General features: G+C 68.7%; 16 protein-coding genes. All 16 read left to right on the forward strand.

Annotated elements, in window-relative coordinates:
• Positions 1-4 precede the first annotated feature (4 nt).
• The 16 genes from J7520_RS08375 to rnhB all read left to right on the forward strand — a co-directional run bounded on the left by J7520_RS08375 (position 5) and on the right by rnhB (position 17822).
• Positions 5-1621 (forward strand): sigma-70 family RNA polymerase sigma factor, encoded by a 1617-nt coding sequence (locus tag J7520_RS08375; protein WP_291186619.1) that lies wholly within the window; start codon positions 5-7, stop codon positions 1619-1621.
• A 70-nt stretch (positions 1622-1691) separates the two neighbouring features.
• Positions 1692-2918: an acyltransferase gene (locus tag J7520_RS08380; RefSeq protein WP_291186624.1), complete on the forward strand. Its 1227-nt coding sequence runs from the start codon at positions 1692-1694 to the stop codon at positions 2916-2918.
• 63 nt (positions 2919-2981) lie between these two features.
• On the forward strand, positions 2982-3704 hold the full coding sequence (gene pyrH, locus J7520_RS08385; protein WP_291186627.1) for a UMP kinase: 723 nt from the start codon (positions 2982-2984) through the stop codon (positions 3702-3704).
• A gap of 100 nt (positions 3705-3804) precedes the next feature.
• Positions 3805-4362 (forward strand): ribosome recycling factor, encoded by a 558-nt coding sequence (gene frr / locus J7520_RS08390; RefSeq protein WP_291186630.1) that lies wholly within the window; start codon positions 3805-3807, stop codon positions 4360-4362.
• Between the two features lie 150 nt (positions 4363-4512).
• Complete coding sequence (gene uppS, locus J7520_RS08395) at positions 4513-5253, forward strand: polyprenyl diphosphate synthase (protein WP_291186633.1); 741 nt, start codon at positions 4513-4515, stop codon at positions 5251-5253.
• 10 nt (positions 5254-5263) lie between these two features.
• A complete protein-coding gene (locus tag J7520_RS08400; RefSeq protein ID WP_291186635.1) occupies positions 5264-6094 on the forward strand; it encodes a phosphatidate cytidylyltransferase in 831 nt (276 codons plus the stop codon).
• On the forward strand, positions 6091-7299 hold the full coding sequence (ispC, locus tag J7520_RS08405; RefSeq protein ID WP_291186638.1) for a 1-deoxy-D-xylulose-5-phosphate reductoisomerase: 1209 nt from the start codon (positions 6091-6093) through the stop codon (positions 7297-7299). Before J7520_RS08400 ends, ispC begins: the two co-directional genes overlap by 4 nt.
• A 23-nt stretch (positions 7300-7322) precedes the next feature.
• Positions 7323-8708, forward strand: a complete 1386-nt coding sequence (rseP, locus tag J7520_RS08410; RefSeq protein ID WP_291186643.1) for an RIP metalloprotease RseP — start codon at positions 7323-7325, stop codon at positions 8706-8708.
• Between the two features lie 79 nt (positions 8709-8787).
• The gene (bamA, locus tag J7520_RS08415) at positions 8788-11214 is read left to right on the forward strand and encodes an outer membrane protein assembly factor BamA (protein ID WP_291186647.1); all 2427 of its coding nucleotides are present in this window, start codon (positions 8788-8790) and stop codon (positions 11212-11214) included.
• Positions 11215-11266: 52 nt separating this feature from the next.
• Complete coding sequence (locus tag J7520_RS08420) at positions 11267-11815, forward strand: OmpH family outer membrane protein (protein ID WP_291186650.1); 549 nt, start codon at positions 11267-11269, stop codon at positions 11813-11815.
• The gene (gene lpxD, locus J7520_RS08425; RefSeq protein ID WP_291186653.1) at positions 11812-12852 is read left to right on the forward strand and encodes a UDP-3-O-(3-hydroxymyristoyl)glucosamine N-acyltransferase; all 1041 of its coding nucleotides are present in this window, start codon (positions 11812-11814) and stop codon (positions 12850-12852) included. Before J7520_RS08420 ends, lpxD begins: the two co-directional genes overlap by 4 nt.
• The gene (fabZ, locus tag J7520_RS08430) at positions 12849-13316 is read left to right on the forward strand and encodes a 3-hydroxyacyl-ACP dehydratase FabZ (RefSeq protein ID WP_291186658.1); all 468 of its coding nucleotides are present in this window, start codon (positions 12849-12851) and stop codon (positions 13314-13316) included. The genes lpxD and fabZ overlap by 4 nt, the downstream gene beginning before the upstream one ends.
• A complete protein-coding gene (gene lpxA, locus J7520_RS08435) occupies positions 13316-14089 on the forward strand; it encodes an acyl-ACP--UDP-N-acetylglucosamine O-acyltransferase (protein ID WP_291186662.1) in 774 nt (257 codons plus the stop codon). The genes fabZ and lpxA overlap by 1 nt, the downstream gene beginning before the upstream one ends.
• Before the next feature lie 132 nt (positions 14090-14221).
• Positions 14222-15502, forward strand: a complete 1281-nt coding sequence (gene lpxB / locus J7520_RS08440; protein WP_291186665.1) for a lipid-A-disaccharide synthase — start codon at positions 14222-14224, stop codon at positions 15500-15502.
• A complete protein-coding gene (locus J7520_RS08445; RefSeq protein WP_291186669.1) occupies positions 15499-17232 on the forward strand; it encodes an LTA synthase family protein in 1734 nt (577 codons plus the stop codon). The genes lpxB and J7520_RS08445 overlap by 4 nt, the downstream gene beginning before the upstream one ends.
• A complete protein-coding gene (gene rnhB, locus J7520_RS08450; protein WP_291186672.1) occupies positions 17229-17822 on the forward strand; it encodes a ribonuclease HII in 594 nt (197 codons plus the stop codon). The genes J7520_RS08445 and rnhB overlap by 4 nt, the downstream gene beginning before the upstream one ends.
• Positions 17823-17953 lie beyond the last annotated feature (131 nt).

Consider the following 17953-nt stretch of genomic DNA (forward strand, 5'->3'; position numbering starts at 1 on the left):
GCACATGACCGCACGCCCATTCGACACGCGCAGCGACGACGCGGCGCTCGTCGCGCAGAGCCTGGCCGGCAGCCGTGACGCGTTCGCGCACATCGTCGCGCGCTACCAGTCATTGATCTGCTCGATCGGCTACAGCGCGACCGGCAACCTCAGCCAGAGCGAGGACCTGGCGCAGGAAACCTTCATCAGCGCCTGGAGGCAGCTGCGCGACCTGCGCGATCCCGGCAGCCTGCGCGCCTGGCTTTGCGGCATCGCGCGCCACGTCTCGCAGAACACGCGCCGTCGCGACGGCCGCGAACCCAGCCATGCGGCCGAGCCGATCGAAGCGACGCTCGACGCACCGGCGGCGGCTCCGCTGCCGCACGAACAGGCGATCAGCGACGAGGAGCAGGCGATCCTGTGGCGCTCGATCGCCCACATCCCGCCGATCTACCGCGAGCCGCTGGTGCTGTTCTATCGCGAGCAGCAATCGATCGAAGCCGTCGGCGCCGCGCTGAATCTGAGCGAAGAAGCCGTCAAGCAGCGCCTTTCGCGCGGACGCAGGTTGCTGCAGGAGCAGATCGCGAATTTCGTCGAAGGCGCGCTCGCGCGCAGCGCACCGAGCACCGCCTTCACGCTCGCCGTCGTCGCCGCCTTACCCGCCACGAGCACCTCCGTTGCGGCCGCGGCGATCGGCGCGACCGCGACCCAGGGCAGCCTGCTGACCAAATGGGCCGGCTTCGCCGCGCTGTTCCAGACACTGTCCGGCCTGCTGTTCGGCTTCGCCGGCAGCTACCTCGGCTACCGCATGGGCCTGGAGGCGACGCGCACGCCGCGCGAGCGCGCCCTGCTGCGCCGACAGATGCGCGACATCGCGTTCGGCCTCGCCTTCTTCCTGCCGGCCTTGTTCGCCTTCACGTTCGCAGGGCCGTTCTGGGCCGCGTACCCGCGGCTCTTTCTCGTCGCCGCGATCGCACTGCCGCTGACGTTCGGAGCGTGGATCGTGCGCACGATCGTCGTCTCGACGCGCGCCACGGCGCGGCTGCGCGAAGCCGAACGCGCCGCGCATCCGGAGCTGTTCGCGGACGGCGACGCATCCGCCGCGCGCGGCTTCAGCGAGTACCGCAGCAAGGCCTCGCTGTTCGGCCTGCCGCTGCTGCACGTCCAATTCGGCGTGCCGCCGCGCGGCGCGGGGCCCGCCTGCGGCTGGATCGCGATCGGGCCTGCGCGTGCCGTCGGCGTCCTGTACGCGATGGGCCCGACGAGCTGCGGCGTCATCAGCGTCGGCGCGATTTCCGTCGGCGTCGTCTCGATCGGCTCGGTCAGCGTCGGGATCGTCTCGCTGGCGACCATCGCGGTCGGCTGGTTCGCGCTCGGCGGCATCGCGCTCGGCGACTACGCTCTGGGCGGATTCGCCGCCGCGTGGAGCGCCGCCGCCGGCGGACTGGCCGTCGCGCACGAGATCGCCGGCGGCGGTTTCGCGATCGCCGCGCATGCGAACGACGTCGTCGCGGGCGAATTCTTCCGCCGATACCGCTTCGACCAGCTCCTGAACCTGGGGCTCGCCGCGATCGTGCTGCTGATGGGCGTGCCGGGAATCGCGTACGTCCGCACCCTGCGCAAGCGGCGCCCGTCGAACTGAAGCCGCGACGGCGCGCGTCCGTCGCCCCACCCGTTTCCTTCCACCGAACTCGACGACGAGAGCCACGACCATGCGTCCTCTTTCGCACCCCGTCCCCGTGAACGCGGCCGCTGCAACCGCCCCGCCACCCGCACGCGATCCGGCGCTCGACTACTTGCGCGCCTTCGTCACCGTGCTCGTGGTCGCGCACCACGCCGTACTCGCCTACCACCCCTATGCGCCGCCGCCGGGAACCTTCGACGACGGCAAGCGGCTTTGGAGCGCGTTTCCCGTCGTCGACGCGCAACGCTGGGCCGGCATCGACCTGTTCGTCGGTTTCAACGACGTCTTCTTCATGTCGCTGATGTTCCTGCTCTCGGGGCTGTTCGTCTGGCCGGCCCTGCAGCGCAAGGGCGCGGGCGCGTTCCTGCGCGATCGATGCCTGCGCCTGGGCGTGCCGTTCATCGCCTGCGTCGCGATCCTCGCGCCGCTCGCCTATTACCCGGCATGGCTGCAGCGTGGCGGCGAGTCCGGCCTCGGCGGATTCGCGACGGCCTGGCTCGCGCTCGGCGTGTGGCCGGCGGGGCCGGCGTGGTTTCTCTGGGTGCTGCTCGCGTTCGACGCGTTCGCCGCATTCGCCTGGCGGATCGCGCCGGCCTGGGCGGACGTGGCGGGGCGCTGGCTGGGATCGCGTTCGCCGGCGGCATTCTTCGCCTGGCTGAGTGCGCTGGCGATCGCCGCCTTCGTTCCGCTCGCCTCGTTCGTCGATCCGTCGACCTGGTCGAGCGTCGGACCGTTCTTCGTACAGACCAGCCGCGTCGCGCTGTACCTGGGCTTTTTCGCCATCGGCATCGTCCTCGGCGCCCGGCGCACCGCCCATGACGTGCTCGCCGCGGACGGCGGCCTCGCCCGGCACTGGATGCTGTGGCCGAATCTGGCGGTCGGTGCCTATGCCGCGCTCGTCGCCCTGTTCATCACTCTCATCGTGGTCAACGCGAAGCAGCAGCCGATCGCGGGGCTGGAAACGGCGACCTTGTTCGCGTTCGCGGTGTCCTGCGCCGCCTCTTCGGTCGCACTCCTGTCGATTTTCCTGCGCTTCGGACAAAGGCGCACGGCCGTCTTCGACAGCCTGAGCCGCAATGCCTACGGCATCTACCTTCTCCACTACGCCTTCGTCAGCTGGCTGCAGTTCGCCCTGCTCGGCGTGGACTGGTCCGGTGCCGCGAAAGGCATTGTCGTGTTCGCCGTCGCGCTGGCCGCGAGCTGGGCGACCGTTGCGGCGCTGCGCCGCATTCCGTGGATCGCGCACATGATCTGACCGATCGTCGCCGACGGTGCGCGCTGGGCTACAATGCGTCGTTTGTCCGCCGCAGGAAGACCCATGCCCGCCGAGATCAAGTACAAGCGCATCCTGCTCAAACTCTCCGGCGAGGCCTTGATGGGCGAGGCCGACTACGGCATCGATCCGAACGTGCTCATCCGCCTCGCGCGCGAGATCATCGAGGTGCAGCGCGTCGGCGTGCAGGTCGGCGTGGTCATCGGAGGCGGCAACATCTTCCGCGGCGCCGGCCTCGCCGCCTCCGGCATGGACCGGGTGACCGGCGACCACATGGGCATGCTCGCCACCGTGATGAACGCACTGGCGATGCAGGACGCGATCGAGAAGGCCGGCGGCGTCGCGCGCACGATGTCGGCGATCAAGATCAACGAGGTGTGCGAGGACTTCATCCGCCGCCGCGCGATCCGCCATCTCGAGAAGGGTCGCATCGCGCTGTTCGCGGCCGGCACCGGCAATCCGTTCTTCACCACCGACTCGGCCGCCGCGCTGCGCGCGATCGAGATCGGCGCGAACCTGCTGCTGAAGGCGACCAAGGTCGACGGCGTCTACAGCGCCGATCCGGCCAAGGACGCCAGCGCGACGCGCTACGAGAAGCTGTCCTACGACGACGTCATCCAGCGCAACCTGCAGGTCATGGACACCACCGCGATCGCGCTGTGCCGCGACCACAAGATCCCCCTGCGCATCTACGACATGTCGCGCGAAGGCGACCTGATGCGCATCATGCGCGGCGAGCCGATCGGCACGCTGGTCTACGGGCGCTGAGCCGCGCCCGCGCGGCGCCGGTCGTCGCTGCGCATCGGAGCTTCGCACCGCCGCTGCTATACTCCGCGGCCGATCGCAGACGCATCAAGGTGACCGCGCCATGCTCGACAACATCAAGAAGGATGCGCAGACGCGCATGCAGAAGAGCGTCGATTCGCTCAAACACGATCTCACGCGCCTGCGCACCGGCCGCGCCAGCACCAGCCTGGTCGAGCCGCTGAAGGTGTCCTACTACGGCGCCGAGACGCCGGTGTCGCAGGTCGCCAACGTCGCGCTCGCCGACGCGCGCTCGATCACCATCACGCCGTTCGAGAAGAGCCTGGTCGCTCCGATCGAGAAGGCGATCCTGGCCTCCGATCTCGGCCTCACCCCGACCACGGTCGGCAACGTGATCCGCATCAACCTGCCGCCGCTCACCGAAGAGCGCCGCAAGGAGCTGTCCAAGCACGTCGCGCACGAAGGCGAGAACGCCAAGGTCGCCGTGCGCAACGTGCGCCGCGACGCGCTGCACCACGTCAAGGAACTCCTCAAGGACAAGAAGATCACCGAGGACGAGGAGCGTCGGGCGGAAGAGGACATCCAGAAGTACACCGACAAGTTCGTCAAGGACGTCGACGTGGTGGTCAAGGCGAAGGAAGAAGAACTGATGTCGATGTAAGGCCGGCGTCGACCGGCTGAGGGGGAGGCGGGAAGCCGACCGTCGGACGCTTCAGGGACGGATGCCGGCGTGAGAGCCGGAGAAGGCGGCGACACGCTCGCGGTCTTCTCGTGTTTAGAATCTTGGTCGCTGCCGCCCTCCCCGGAGTTCATGGAAACCGACGCCGCCCCCCGCATTCCGCGCCACATCGCGATCGTCATGGACGGCAACGGCCGCTGGGCCGAACGCCGGCGCCGGCCGCGCAGCTTCGGCCATCGCGAGGGCCAGAAGGCGGTGCGCGCGGCGGTCGAGTTCTGCCGCCGCCGCGGCGTCGAGGCGCTGACTTTGTTCGCGTTCTCCAGCGAGAACTGGAAACGCCCGCAGGGCGAGGTCGGCGCCTTGATGCAGCTGTTCCTGAAGGCGCTCGAGCGCGAGGTCGACGAGCTGCACGCGAACGGCGTGCGCATCGACTTCGTCGGCGACCTGTCCGCGTTCTCGCCGGAACTCGCCCAGCGCATGCTGGCGGCGATGCGGCGCACGCAGGGCAACGCCGCACTGCGCCTCAACGTCGCCGTCAACTACGGCGGCCGCTGGGACATCGCGCAGGCGGCGCGCCGGCTGGCGCAGGCCGCGGCGAGCGGGGAACTCGCGCCCGAGGCGATCGACGAGGCCGCCTTCGCGCGCTACACCTGCCTCGCCGACCAGCCGCCGGTGGACCTGTTCATCCGCACCGGCGGCGAGCTGCGCATCAGCAACTTCCTGCTCTGGCAGGTCGCCTACGCGGAACTGTATTTCACCGAGGCGCTGTGGCCGGACGTCGACGCCGCGGCGCTCGATGCGGCCCTCGCCGAATACGCGCGGCGCGAACGCCGCTTCGGTCTGACCGGCGCGCAAGCGCGCGCGGCGAGTTGAGCCCCGGACGATGCTGAAACAGCGCACCCTCACCGCCCTCGTGCTCGCGCCGATCGCGATCGCGATCATCCTGTTCCTGCCGACCTGGGCGGTCGCCCTGATCATCTCGGCGGTGTGCCTGCAGGCCACCTGGGAATGGACCCAGCTCGTCGGTCCTTTCTCGCTCTCCTCGCGCATCGCCTTCGTGGTCGCGAACGCACTGCTGCTCGGCCTGCTGTGGACCATCCGCAACGAGCCGGCGGCCTGGTACGTGATCGGCGCCGGCCTGGTCGGCTGGCTGCTCGCGCTGTACTGGATGCGGCATTTCTCCTACGGCGCCGCGCCGACGCGCGAGCACACCGTCCTGAAGCTGATCGCCTGCGAACTGGCGATCCTGCCGGCCTGGCTCGCGATGATGCGCCTGCACGACGAGCCGGACCGCGGCCATGCCTGGACCCTGCTCGCGATCGTCCTGATCTGGACCGCCGATACCGCCGCCTATTTCGCCGGCAGCCGCTACGGCACCACCAAGCTCGCGCCGCAGATCAGCCCGAACAAGACCACCGCCGGCGCCTGGGGCGCCCTGCTCGGCGCCGGCGTGATCGCAGTGATCGGCGGCTGGCTGCTGGACGTGCGTGGCGCGCCGCTGGTCGCGCTGGTCGCGCTGGCGCTGGTGACCGTGCTCGCCTCGATCGCCGGCGACCTGTTCGAGAGCCTGCTCAAGCGGCAGGCCGGCGTGAAGGATTCGGGCACGCTGTTCCCCGGCCACGGCGGCCTGCTCGACCGCGTCGACGCCCTGCTCGCGGCGATGCCCGTATTCGTCGCCGGCAAGGCGCTGCTCGACCTCGCTTTCGCGGCATGAAGCGCGTCGCCATCCTCGGCGCGACCGGTTCGATCGGCGCGAGCACGCTCGACGTCGTCGCGCGCCATCCGGACCGCTTCCGCGCCACCGCGCTGGCCGCGCATCGCAACGTCGACGCGCTGGCCGAGCTGTGCGCGCGCTTCCGGCCGGAGCTGGCGGTGATCGCCGACCCCGCCTGCGAAGACGCCTTGCACGAGCGCCTCGCCGCGAACGGCGCCGGCTGCCGCGTACTGGCCGGCGCGCAGGCGCTGATCGAAGCCGCCGCCGGCGCGCACTGCGACGTGGTGGTGGCGGCGATCGTCGGCGCCGCCGGACTCCAATCCACCCTCGCCGCCGCGCATGCCGGCAAGCGCCTGCTGCTGGCGAACAAGGAAGCGATCGTGATGGCCGGCGGCCTGCTCGCCGCGGCACTGGAACGAGGCGGCGGCGAGCTGCTGCCGCTGGACTCCGAGCACAACGCGGTCTTCCAGTGCCTGCCCCGCCAGCCGAGAGCCGCGGACGTCGCGCACGCGCCGGCCGCGCGCACCGACCTCGCCGCCGCCGGCGTGCGGCGGATCGTGCTGACGGCGTCCGGCGGACCGTTCCGCGGCCGCACGCGCGCGGACCTGGCCGGCATCACGCCGGCGCAGGCCTGCGCGCACCCGAACTGGAGCATGGGGCGCAAGATCTCGGTCGATTCGGCCACGCTGATGAACAAGGGCTTGGAAGTGATCGAGGCGCATCACCTGTTCGACGCCGCGCCGGAACGCATCGAGGTCGTGGTGCATCCGCAGAGCATCGTGCATTCGATGGTCGAGTACGTCGACGGCTCGGTGCTGGCGCAGCTCGGCAACCCGGACATGCGCACGGCGATCGCCTACGCGCTGGCCTGGCCGGAGCGCGTCGACGCCGGCGTCGCGACGCTGGACCTTTTGAAGACCGCGCGACTGGATTTCGAGGCGCCGGATCTCGCCACGTTCCGCTGCCTCGCCCTCGCCTACGAGGCACTGCGCGCCGGCGGCACGACGACGACGGTCTTGAACGCGGCCAACGAGGAAGCCGTTGCCGCCTTCCTGGATGAACGCTTGCCGTTCCTCGGCATCGCCGAAACGATCGAACGTTGCCTGGATGCGGTAGATTCGGCGCCGGCGACGACGCTGGAGACCATCCTTGACGCCGATTTAACTGCGCGCCGAGAAGCTCGACGTATCATCGCCTCCCTCTAACCCGAGACCCGCAAGCCCGCGTCATGCATGAATTTTTTGGTTCCGTCTGGTGGCTGATCGTGACGATGGGCCTGCTCGTGACGTTCCACGAGTACGGTCATTTCGTGGTCGCGCGGCGCTGCGGCGTGAAGGTGCTGAAGTTCTCGATCGGCTTCGGTCCGGCGTTGTGGTCGCGCTTCGACCGCCACGGCACCGAGTTCGTGGTCGCGGCGATTCCGCTCGGCGGCTACGTCAAGATGCTCGACGAGCGCGAAATCGAAGGCGTGGTGGGCCCGGAAGGACTGAAGGGCGCGCACAACCGCCAGCCGGTCGGCAACCGCATGGCGATCAGCGCGGCCGGGCCTGCCTTCAATCTGGTCTTCACCCTGGTCGCGTTCTGGCTGATGTTCGTCATCGGCAAGCCGGACTACCAGCCGGTCGTCGGCCACGTCGACCGCGTCGCCGCCACGGCGGGTTTCCAGAACGGCGACCGCATCGCCGCGATCGACGGCCATGCGGTCGAGACCTGGACCGACGCCAGCATGGAACTGCTGCAAGGCGGCATCAACCGCCAGGATCTCCATCTGACGGTGGTCGACGCGCAGGGCCAGCAGCTCGATCGCACGCTGCCGCTGTCGACCCTGCCCGCCTCGCTCAACGAGGAAGGCGTGTTCCGCGAGATCGGCCTGACGCCACGCCAATGGGCGACGCCGCCGGTGGTGGGCAAAGTCGAGGCGGACGGCGCCGCCGCGCGCGCCGGGCTCCAGGTCGGCGACCGCATCGTCGCGATTGAAGCCGAGCCGGTCGTCGACTGGCGCGAGGTGCCGAGCCTGATCCAGAAACACGCGGCCGAAGGCAAGGCGCTGGCGCTGACCGTCGAGCGCAACGGGCAGCGCCTGCAGCTGGCGGCGACGCCGGCGCGCAACGTGCCGGCCGACGCGGGCAAGCCGCGCGCCGGCACCAGCGCGCCGACCTGGGTGCTCGGCATCGGCGTGCAGGCGCCCGAAGTGGCCTACGACGCGACCCTGCACTACGGGCCGCTGGCCGCCATCCCGAAGGCCATCGGCGAAACCTGGGAGCGCAGCCGGCAGACGCTGACCATGCTGTGGAGCATGCTCACCGGCCAAGCCTCGCTGAAGAACCTGTCCGGCGTCATCACGATCGCCCAGGTCGCCAACAGCTCGGCCCAGCTCGGCGTCGCCTGGTTCCTGAACTTCCTGGCGATCATCTCGCTGAGCCTCGCCATCCTGAACCTGCTGCCGATCCCGATCTTGGACGGCGGCCACCTGCTGTATTACCTTATCGAGCTGGTCAAGGGCAGCCCGGTCAGCGATCGCATGCAGATCGCCGGCCAGTACGTCGGGCTGACCCTGTTGATGGCCCTGATGGGGCTCGCGTTCTACAACGACATACTGCGGATCGCATCCTGATCGCGCGGTCTGCCCGACAACAAGTGCGACCGCGGCGGGCGTCCGCCGCGAGCCGCATGCATGCCCTATGGAAGTGACGATGAAGCGTATTGCCGCCCTGATCCTGCTCGCCTGGTTCGCCGCCCAGGATGCGTTCGCGTTCGATACCTTCACGATCTCCGACATTCGCGTCGAAGGCTTGTCGCGCATCGCGCCGGGTACCGTGTTCACCTACCTGCCGGTCGAGAAGGGCGACACGCTCACCGGCGACCGCGCCGAGCAGGCGATCCGCGCGCTGTACAAGACCGGCTTCTTCAGCGACGTGCAGCTGGCGCGCCAGGGCGACATCCTGGTCGTGACGGTGAAGGAACGGCCGCAGATCTCCAAGATCGCCATCCGCGGCAACAAGGACATCAAGGAAGAGGACCTGCTGAAGGGCCTCAAGGGCATCGGCCTCGCCGAGGGCGAGGCGTTCGACGAGCTCAAGCTCAACGAAGTGCAGAACGAGCTGACGCGCCAGTACTACAACCGCGGCAAGTACAACGTCTCGGTGAAGACCTCGAAGGTCAATCTCGACCGCAACCGGATCGAGATCGCGATCAACGTCGCCGAGGGCAAGGCGGCCAAGATCAAGCACCTCAACGTGGTCGGCAACACGACCTACCCGGACAAGGAGATCAAGGGCGAGTTCGAGTCGAGCACCTCGAACTGGACCTCCTGGTACTCCAAGGACGACCAGTACTCGCGCGAGAAGCTCTCCGGCGACTTGGAGAAGTTGCAGTCGTTCTACATGGACCGCGGCTACGCCGACTTCAACGTCGCCTCGACGCAGGTCAGCATCAGCCCGGACAAGCGCAAGATGTACGTCGTCGCCAACATCAAGGAAGGCGAGGTCTACAAGATCAACGACATCAAGCTGACCGGCACCCTGGTCCTGAAGGAAGAGGACCTGCAGAAGCTGATCCAGTTCAAGCCCGGCGACACCTTCTCGCGCAAGCAGATCGAGCAGTCGGTCGACGCGATCACCTCGGTGCTGTCCAACATCGGCTACGCGTTCGCCGAGGTGCAGCCGATCCCGGCGATCGACAAGGAGAAGCGCGAGGTCGGCATCAACTTCTTCATCGTGCCCGGCAAGCGCGTGTACGTGCGCCAGGTCGTGTTCAAGGGCAACACCCACACGCGCGACGACGTGATGCGCCGCGAGATGCGCCAGCTCGAGGGCTCCTGGTACTCGCAGGCGGCGATCGACCGTTCGAAGATCCGCCTGCAGCGCCTCGGCTACTTCCGCACCGTCGAGATCGACACGCCGAAGGTGCCGGGCACCGACGACCAGGTCGACCTCGAGATCAAGGTCGAGGAGCAGAACTCCGGCGCGTTCACCTTCGGCCTCGGCTACGGCCAAGTGCAGGGCGTCATCGCCAGCATCAGCGTGACGCAGAACAACTTCCTCGGCAGCGGCGACCGCATCTCGATCACCGCGCAGCAGAGCTCGTTCATCAAGCGCTACTCGCTGTCCTACTTCGAGCCCTACCTGACCGACGACGGCATCGGCCTCGGCTACAACCTGACGCATTCGCGCTTCGACGCCGGCGAAAGCAACCTCGCCAGCTACTACACCAGCACCGACGCGTTCGACATCTACCTGTCCTTCCCGATCACCGAGGCGGACACGATCAACACGCAGATCGGCATCAACAAGACGCGCATCGACCCCATCGGTTCGCCGCCGATCATCATCGACTACATCGACAACCTCGGCCACCGCACGTTCCACTCCATGAACACGGTGCTGTCGTGGGCGCACGACACGCGCAACCGCTTCTGGAACCCGACCCGCGGCTCGCTGCAGCAGGTCTCGCTCGAAGCGACCTTGCCGGGTTCGACGGTCGAGTACTACAAGATCAACTATCAGTTCAATCAGTACCTGCGACTGACCAATTCGCTGACCTTCCTCGGCAAGATCAAGCTCGCCTACGGCGACACGTACAAGGATCCGAAGAGCGTGCTGGATCCGAACGGCCCGTACAAGGACATCTACATGAAGGATCTCAGCGGCATGCCGTTCTTCGAGAACTTCTATGCCGGCGGCGTCTCCGACGTGCGCGGCTTCCGCGACAACACGCTCGGACCGTACACGGTCTACAACCCGGGCTCCTGTCCGGCCACCAACAAGGACTGCCGCCTGCCGCTCGGCGGCGCGTTCAAGACCGTCGCCTCCGCCGAAATCATCTTCCCGACGCCGTTCGTGAAGGAGAACGACGACAGCACGCGCCTGTCCGCGTTCCTCGACGTCGGCAACGTGTTCAAGAACAACCTCTGCAAGTACGACGTCTACAGCGAGGATTCGCGCCTGGACTGCGTGCGCATGCGCACCTTCAGCAAGGATCAGCTGCGCGCCTCGGTCGGCCTGTCGTTCCAGTGGCGAGCGCCGGTCGGCCCGATCGTGATCAACCTCGCGCGGCCGATCAAGAAGAAGGAAGGCGACGACACCGAAGTGATCCAGTTCACCTTCGGCAACACGTTCTGAGATCCGCGCACAGGGGGCGGGCACATCGTCGGGGGCAGCGAGGAGACGCCGGGTGAGGTTTCGCGCACGACCAGGCCTGTGCATCCGCGCTGCCGCGGCCGCGACGCTCGCGTTCGCGCTCTCCGCGCAGGCGCAGGCGCCCTCGCCCTCCGTCCGCATCGGCTACGTCGACATGAAGCGACTGCTCGACAACGCCCCGCAAGTGGTCGCCGGCCGACGCAAGCTCGAACGCGAGTTCGCCGCCGGCGACACCGCGCTGAAAGCCGACGAGGCGCGCGCCGCGTCGTTGCGCGAACGCCAGAAGCGCGACGCGCAGACCATGAACCAGGCCGAAGCCGACGCGCTGCAGCGCGAGATCGACGCGCTCGACCGCTCCATCAAGCGCAGCCGCGACAACCTGCGCGCCGACCTCAAGACGCGCAGCGACCAGGAACTGGACAAGAGCTGGCGCGAGATCAACGACGCGGTGGTCGAATTCGCGCGCGAACAGGGCTACGACCTGATCGTGCCGAGCCCGGTCGTCTACGCCAGCCCGAAGGTCGACGTCACCGACCGCGTGCTCGAACGCCTGCGCCGCACCACCAAGACGGAGACGCCGTGACGACACGCGCGTTCCGGCTCGACGAACTCGCCGAGCGATTCGAACTGACCCTGCGCGGCGACCCGGCCGTGCGCATCGAGGGCGTCGCCACGCTCGCGCAGGCGGACGCGAGCCGGCTCGGCTTCCTCGCCAACCCTCGCTACCGCTCGCAGCTGGCCGAGACGCGCGCCGGCGCGATCGTGCTGCGCGAAGCCGAGGCGGACGGCTGGCACGGCGCCAGCCTGATCGCGAAGGATCCCTACGTCGCGTTCGCGCGCATCGCCGCGCTGTTCGAATCCACGCCGGCCGCGGCAACGGGCGTGCACGCCAGCGCGGTCGTCGCGCCCGGCGCGCGCGTCGCCGCCGGCGCCAGCGTCGGCCCGTGCTGCGTGATCGAAGACGGCGCCGAGATCGAGGACGGCGCCGTGCTCGGTCCGCATTGCGTCGTCGGCCCCCGCTGCCGCGTCGGCGCGCAGTCGCGCCTGGTCGCGCGCGTGACCCTGGTGCAGGACGTCGTCCTCGGCCACCGCGTGCTGATCCACCCCGGCGCCGTGCTCGGCGCGGACGGCTTCGGGCTCGCCTTCGAGCGCGGCGACGGCGAGCCGGGGCACTGGATCAAGGTTCCGCAACTGGGCGGCGTGCGCGTCGGCGACGACTGCGAGATCGGCGCGAACACCACCATCGACCGCGGCGCGCTCGGCGACACCGTGCTCGAAGAGGACGTGCGCCTCGACAACCAGATCCAGATCGGACACAACGTGACCATCGGCGCGCACACCGCGCTGGCCGGCTGCGCCGCGGTCGCCGGCAGCGCGCGCATCGGCCGCTACTGCCTGATCGGCGGCGGCGCTGGCATACTCGGTCATTTGAGCCTCGCCGACCGCGTCACCGTGACCGCCATGAGCCTGGTCACGCACTCGATCCGCGAAGCGGGGGAATATTCCTCCGGCACGCCGATCCAGCCGAATCGGCAATGGCGCCGCAATGCGGCGCGTTTCAAGCATTTGGACGAACTCGCGCGGCGCGTCGACGCCGCGGAAAAGGAAACGAAGTCATGACCGAACCGGCCACGCCGATCCAGCTACCGCTCGGTGTCGAACAGATCGCCGCGGTGCTGCCGCACCGCTACCCGTTCCTGCTGATCGACCGCGTCGTCGCGCTCGATCCGCACAAGAGCGTCACCGCGATCAAGAACGTGTCCACCAACGAACCGTTCTTCCAGGGCCATTTCCCGAATCATCCGGTGATGCCCGGCGTGCTGATCGTCGAGTCGATGGCGCAGGCGGCCGGCGTGCTGATCAAGCTCTCCGAGCCGCACGACCCCAGCCAGCCGGTCGTGTTCTATCTGGTCAAGGTCGACAAGGTGCGCTTCAACCGCGTCGTCGTACCGGGCGACCAGCTGCGCCTGGAAGTCGAGCACAAGCGCCGCCTGCGCAACATGAGCCAGTTCTTCGGCCGCGCCTTCGTCGACGGCAGCGTCGCCGCCGAAGCCGAGTTCCTCTGCGCCGAGGTCGCGCGCTGATGATCCACGCGACCGCCCAGGTCGACCCCGCGGCAAGGATCGGCCAGGGCGTGCGCATCGGCGCCTACAGCGTCGTCGGCGCCGACGTGGAGATCGGCGACGGCACCGAGATCGGCCCGCACGTCGTCGTCCAGGGGCCGACCCGCATCGGTCGCGACAACCGCGTGTTCCAGTTCGTCTCGCTGGGCGGCGAGCCGCAGGACAAGAAATTCCGCGGCGAACGCAGCGAGCTGGTCATCGGCGACCGCAACGTCGTCCGCGAATTCGTCACGATCAACCGCGGCACCGGCGACGGCGGCGGCGTCACCCGCGTCGGCGACGACAACTGGATCCTCGCCTACAGCCACATCGCGCACGACTGCCGCGTCGGCAACCACTGCGTGTTCTCCAACAACGCCACCCTCGCCGGCCACGTCGAGATCGGCGACCACGTGATCCTGTCCGGCTTCGTCGGCGTGCACCAGTTCTGCCGCATCGGCGCCCACGCCTTCGTCGGCATGGGCGTGCTGCTGACCGGCGACGTGCCGCCGTTCCTGATGGTCGCCGCCGACTCGCAGGGACGCCCGCGCGGCATCAACAGCGAGGGACTCAAGCGCCGCGGCTTCGACGCCGAACGCGTCGCGGCGATCAAGCGCGCCTACCGCACGCTGTACGTCGCCGGCACACCGCTGGCCGAAGCGCGCGCGAGACTCGCCGAGCAGGCGAAGGACAGCGCCGACGTCGCGGCGATGCTCGACTTCATCGACGGCGGCGAGCGGTCGTTGGTGCGGTGAGGCGGTGATTGGTGATTGGTGATTGGTGATTGGTGATTGGTGATTGGTGATTCGGCAGAGCATAGCGGACAGCGCATCGCACGGATCGACTGCCTTTGCGTTCCCCTCGCCAACTGCGAACACTTTCAGACTATGGCGAGCCCACTCGAATCACCCATCACCCATCACCCATCACGGCTCTTCGTCCTCGTCGCCGGCGAAGCCTCCGGCGACCTGCTCGGCGCGGGATTGATCCAGGCCTTGCGCGAACGTTATCCCGACGCCCGCTTCGCCGGCATCGGCGGCCCGCGCATGATCGCCGCCGGGCTGGAGGCGTGGTATCCGGCCGAACGACTCGCCGTGATGGGCCTGGTCGAAGTGCTGCCGCGCCTGTTCGAACTGCTGGCCATCCGTCGCGACGTCGCGCGCCGCGCCATCGCGCTGCGGCCGGACGCGTTCATCGGCATCGACGCGCCGGACTTCAACCTCGGCCTGGAGCGAAAGCTCAAGCGCGCCGGCGTACGCACCCTGCACTACGTCAGCCCGTCGATCTGGGCCTGGCGCGAGAAGCGCGCGGCGAAGATCGGCCGCAGCGCGGACCGCGTGCTGTGCCTGTTCCCGATGGAGCCGCCGATCTACGCGCGCCACGGCGTCGACGCGCGCTTCGTCGGCCATCCGCTCGCCGACGCGATGCCGCTCGAACCCGACCAGGCCGACGCACGCGCCGCGCTCGGCCTGCCCCACGATGCACCCGTGCTGGCCCTGCTGCCCGGCAGCCGGCTCGGTGAGATCGCGCGGCTCGGTGCGGATTTCATCGCCGCCACGCGCCTGCTCGCCGGGCGTGTCGCGAACCTGCGCGTCGTCGCGCCGATGGCCAACGAGGAATGCCGCGCCGCCTTCGCCGCGCTCGCCCGCGACGCCGGCTTCGCCATCCACGAAGCGGGAACCGATCCAGCCGAGGCCGGCGACAAAGCCCCGATCGTACGTCTGCTCTCTCCCCAATCCCCAATTCCCAATCCGCAATCCCGGCCCCTGTCCCACCTCGCCATGTTCGCCGCCGACGCGGTGTTGCTCGCCTCCGGCACGGCCGCGCTCGAAGCGATGCTGGCGAAGCGGCCGATGGTGGTCGCCTACCGCATCGCGCCGACGACCTATCGCATCGTCAAGGGGCTCGGCCTGCTCAAGACCGAGCGCTACGCGCTGCCGAACATCCTCGCCGGTCGCGAGCTGGTACCCGAGCGCATGCAGGACGACTGCACGCCTCCCGCGCTAGCTGAGGCGCTGGCGCCTTCGCTGCTCGGCCGCGACATCGATCCGGCCCTGCTGGCCGAGTACCGCCGGCTGCATCTGGAACTGCGCCACGACGCCGACCGCAGCGCGGCGTCGGCGATCGCCGACGTGCTCGACGCGACCACGGCGGCGCGCGCCGCATGAGCGACGTGCCCGCTCCCGCCTCGCGCCGCCGGATCCTGCTGCGCGCGTTCGCCGCATCGGCGTTCGTGCTGATGTTCGCCTTCGGCCCGCTGACCGAGAACACGACCAGCGAGAAGATCTTCGCCGGCACCCTGGTGCTGCTGGTGCTGCTGTTCGCGCTGTTCGCCAGCGCGCGGCTCGCCTTTTCGCTGATCGCGGCTGCGCTGCTGTTCGGCCTGATCGAGATCGCCGGCCGCCTGAAATTCCTCTACCTCAACACGCCGCTGCTCGCGCCGGACCTCGAATACTTCGTCAACAGCGACACCATCGAGCTGTTCACGCACTACCCGCTGCTGCTCGGCATCGGCGTCGCGGCGTTGATCCTGGTGCCGCTGCTGCTGATCGTTTCCTTCGCCGGCGAGCGCGTCGTGCCGTTCGCGCCGCGTTCGCGCGCGCAGCGCGCCCTCGTGCGCGCGCTCGGCGCCGGCGCGGCCGCCGCGCTGCTGCTGGTGTGCCTGAGCGCGCGCGGTCCGTTCGGCACCGCGTTCAACAAGCCGATGTGGATCGCGATCAACGACAAGAGCTTCATCACCGACTTCGTCACCTCGTTCAACGACACCGTGATCGAGCAGCCGACGATTCCGCCGGACGTCGACCGCGGCATCTCCTGGAAGCTCGATCGCCCGCTGCAGGCCCCGCCGACGCCGCCGGACGTGGTCGCCGTGCTCGAGGAGAGCACCTTCGATCCGCGCCTGCTGAAGCCGTGCACGCTGCCGCAATGCAAGCTGCGCATGTTCGAGCCGGACAAGTCGACGCGCGCGCACGGCCCGCTCAGCGTGCACACCTTCGGCGGCGGCACCTGGACCAGCGAGTTCTCGCTGCTGACCGGCCTCGCGCACACGCTGTTCGGCAACGCCGGCCTGTACGCGCCGTACAACCTCGCGCCGCGCGTCGCCCACACCCTGCCGAAGGCGTTCAAGCGCGCCGGCTATCGCGCGATCGCGGTGTATCCGATGACCGGCGACTTCCTCAACGCGCGCAACGCCTACGACTACTACGGTTTCGACGCGTTCTACGACGGCACCCAGTACGGACTCGGCTGGGAGAGCCACGACGCCGACTTGCTCGAAGTGTTCAAGCGCATCTACCAGGACGAGAAGCGCGTGCATCCCGAGCAGCCGCTGTTCGTCTTCATGCTGACCCTGCACCAGCACGGCCCGCACATGAAGCCGCTGGCCGAACTGAAGCCGCCGTTCGACAAGCCGCTGTTCGCGGACCGCTTCAAGCCGAAGAAGCTCGACGAATGGCTGAACCTCAATCTCGGCAACTACCTCGAGCGCCTGCAGGAATCCGACGCGATGCTGGCGGACCTGGAGAAATTCCTGCTCGGTGCCGAACGGCCCGCGGTGCTGATGCACTTCGGCGACCACCAACCGTCCTTCGACGGCGCGATCAACGAGATTCCGAAGGTGCTGCCCAAGGGCGCGGGGCCGAACGCGCACTGGATCACCTACTACATGCTGAAGTCGAACTTCGCCGTGCGGCGCAAGTTCGACTATCCGGTGCTCGACATCGCCTTCCTCGGCTCGCTGCTGCTCGACGTCGCCGGCGTGCCGAAGGACGAGTTCTTCCAGGCCAACACCCTGCTGCGGGAACGCTGCAAGGGCCGTTACGTCGACTGCAAGGACGCACGCATGGTGACCTCGTATCATGACTACGTGTTCACCAAGCTCAAGGATCTGCAGGAATGAGGCAGCGACGCGCCGAACTCGTCGCCGGCGTCGACGAAGCGGGCCGCGGCCCGCTCGCGGGGCCGGTCGTGGTCGCCGCGGTGATCCTCGACCCGCAGCGGCCGGTCGACGGCCTGGCCGATTCGAAGGTGCTCAGCGAGGCACAGCGCGAAACGCTGGCGCCGCTGATCCGCGCGCAGGCGCTGGCCTACGCCGTCATCGCGGTCGACATCGACGAGATCGAACGGCTGAACATCCTCGGCGCGACCCTGCTCGGCATGACGCGCACGCTGCAGGCGCTCGCCGTCGCGCCGTCGCTGGCGCTGATCGACGGCAACCGCCTGCCCAAGTCTCTGCCCTGCCCGGCGCGCGCGATCGTCGGCGGCGACGCCAACGAACCGGCCATCAGCGCCGCCTCGATCCTGGCCAAGACTGAACGCGACCGCATCATGCGCGAGTTCGATCCGATCCACCCCGGCTACGGCTTCGCCCAGCACAAGGGCTATCCGACGCCCGAGCATCTGGCCTGCCTCGAACGGCTCGGCCCGTGCGCGATCCATCGCCGCGGCTTCGCGCCGGTGCGGCGGCTGATCGCGCCGGAACTGCTCTGATGCGCGCCGCGCGATTGCGCTGATCCGGCGATCGGCGTCAAGCGACGTCCGGTGCGCCACGAGCGCTCGGCGACGCCCTGTCAATCTTGCCCTGCCTCCGCCCCGGGGCTAGGCTGTCCTTTCGATCTTCG

Source organism: Dokdonella sp. (genome assembly GCF_017744955.1).
GTDB lineage: Bacteria > Pseudomonadota > Gammaproteobacteria > Xanthomonadales > Rhodanobacteraceae > Dokdonella_A.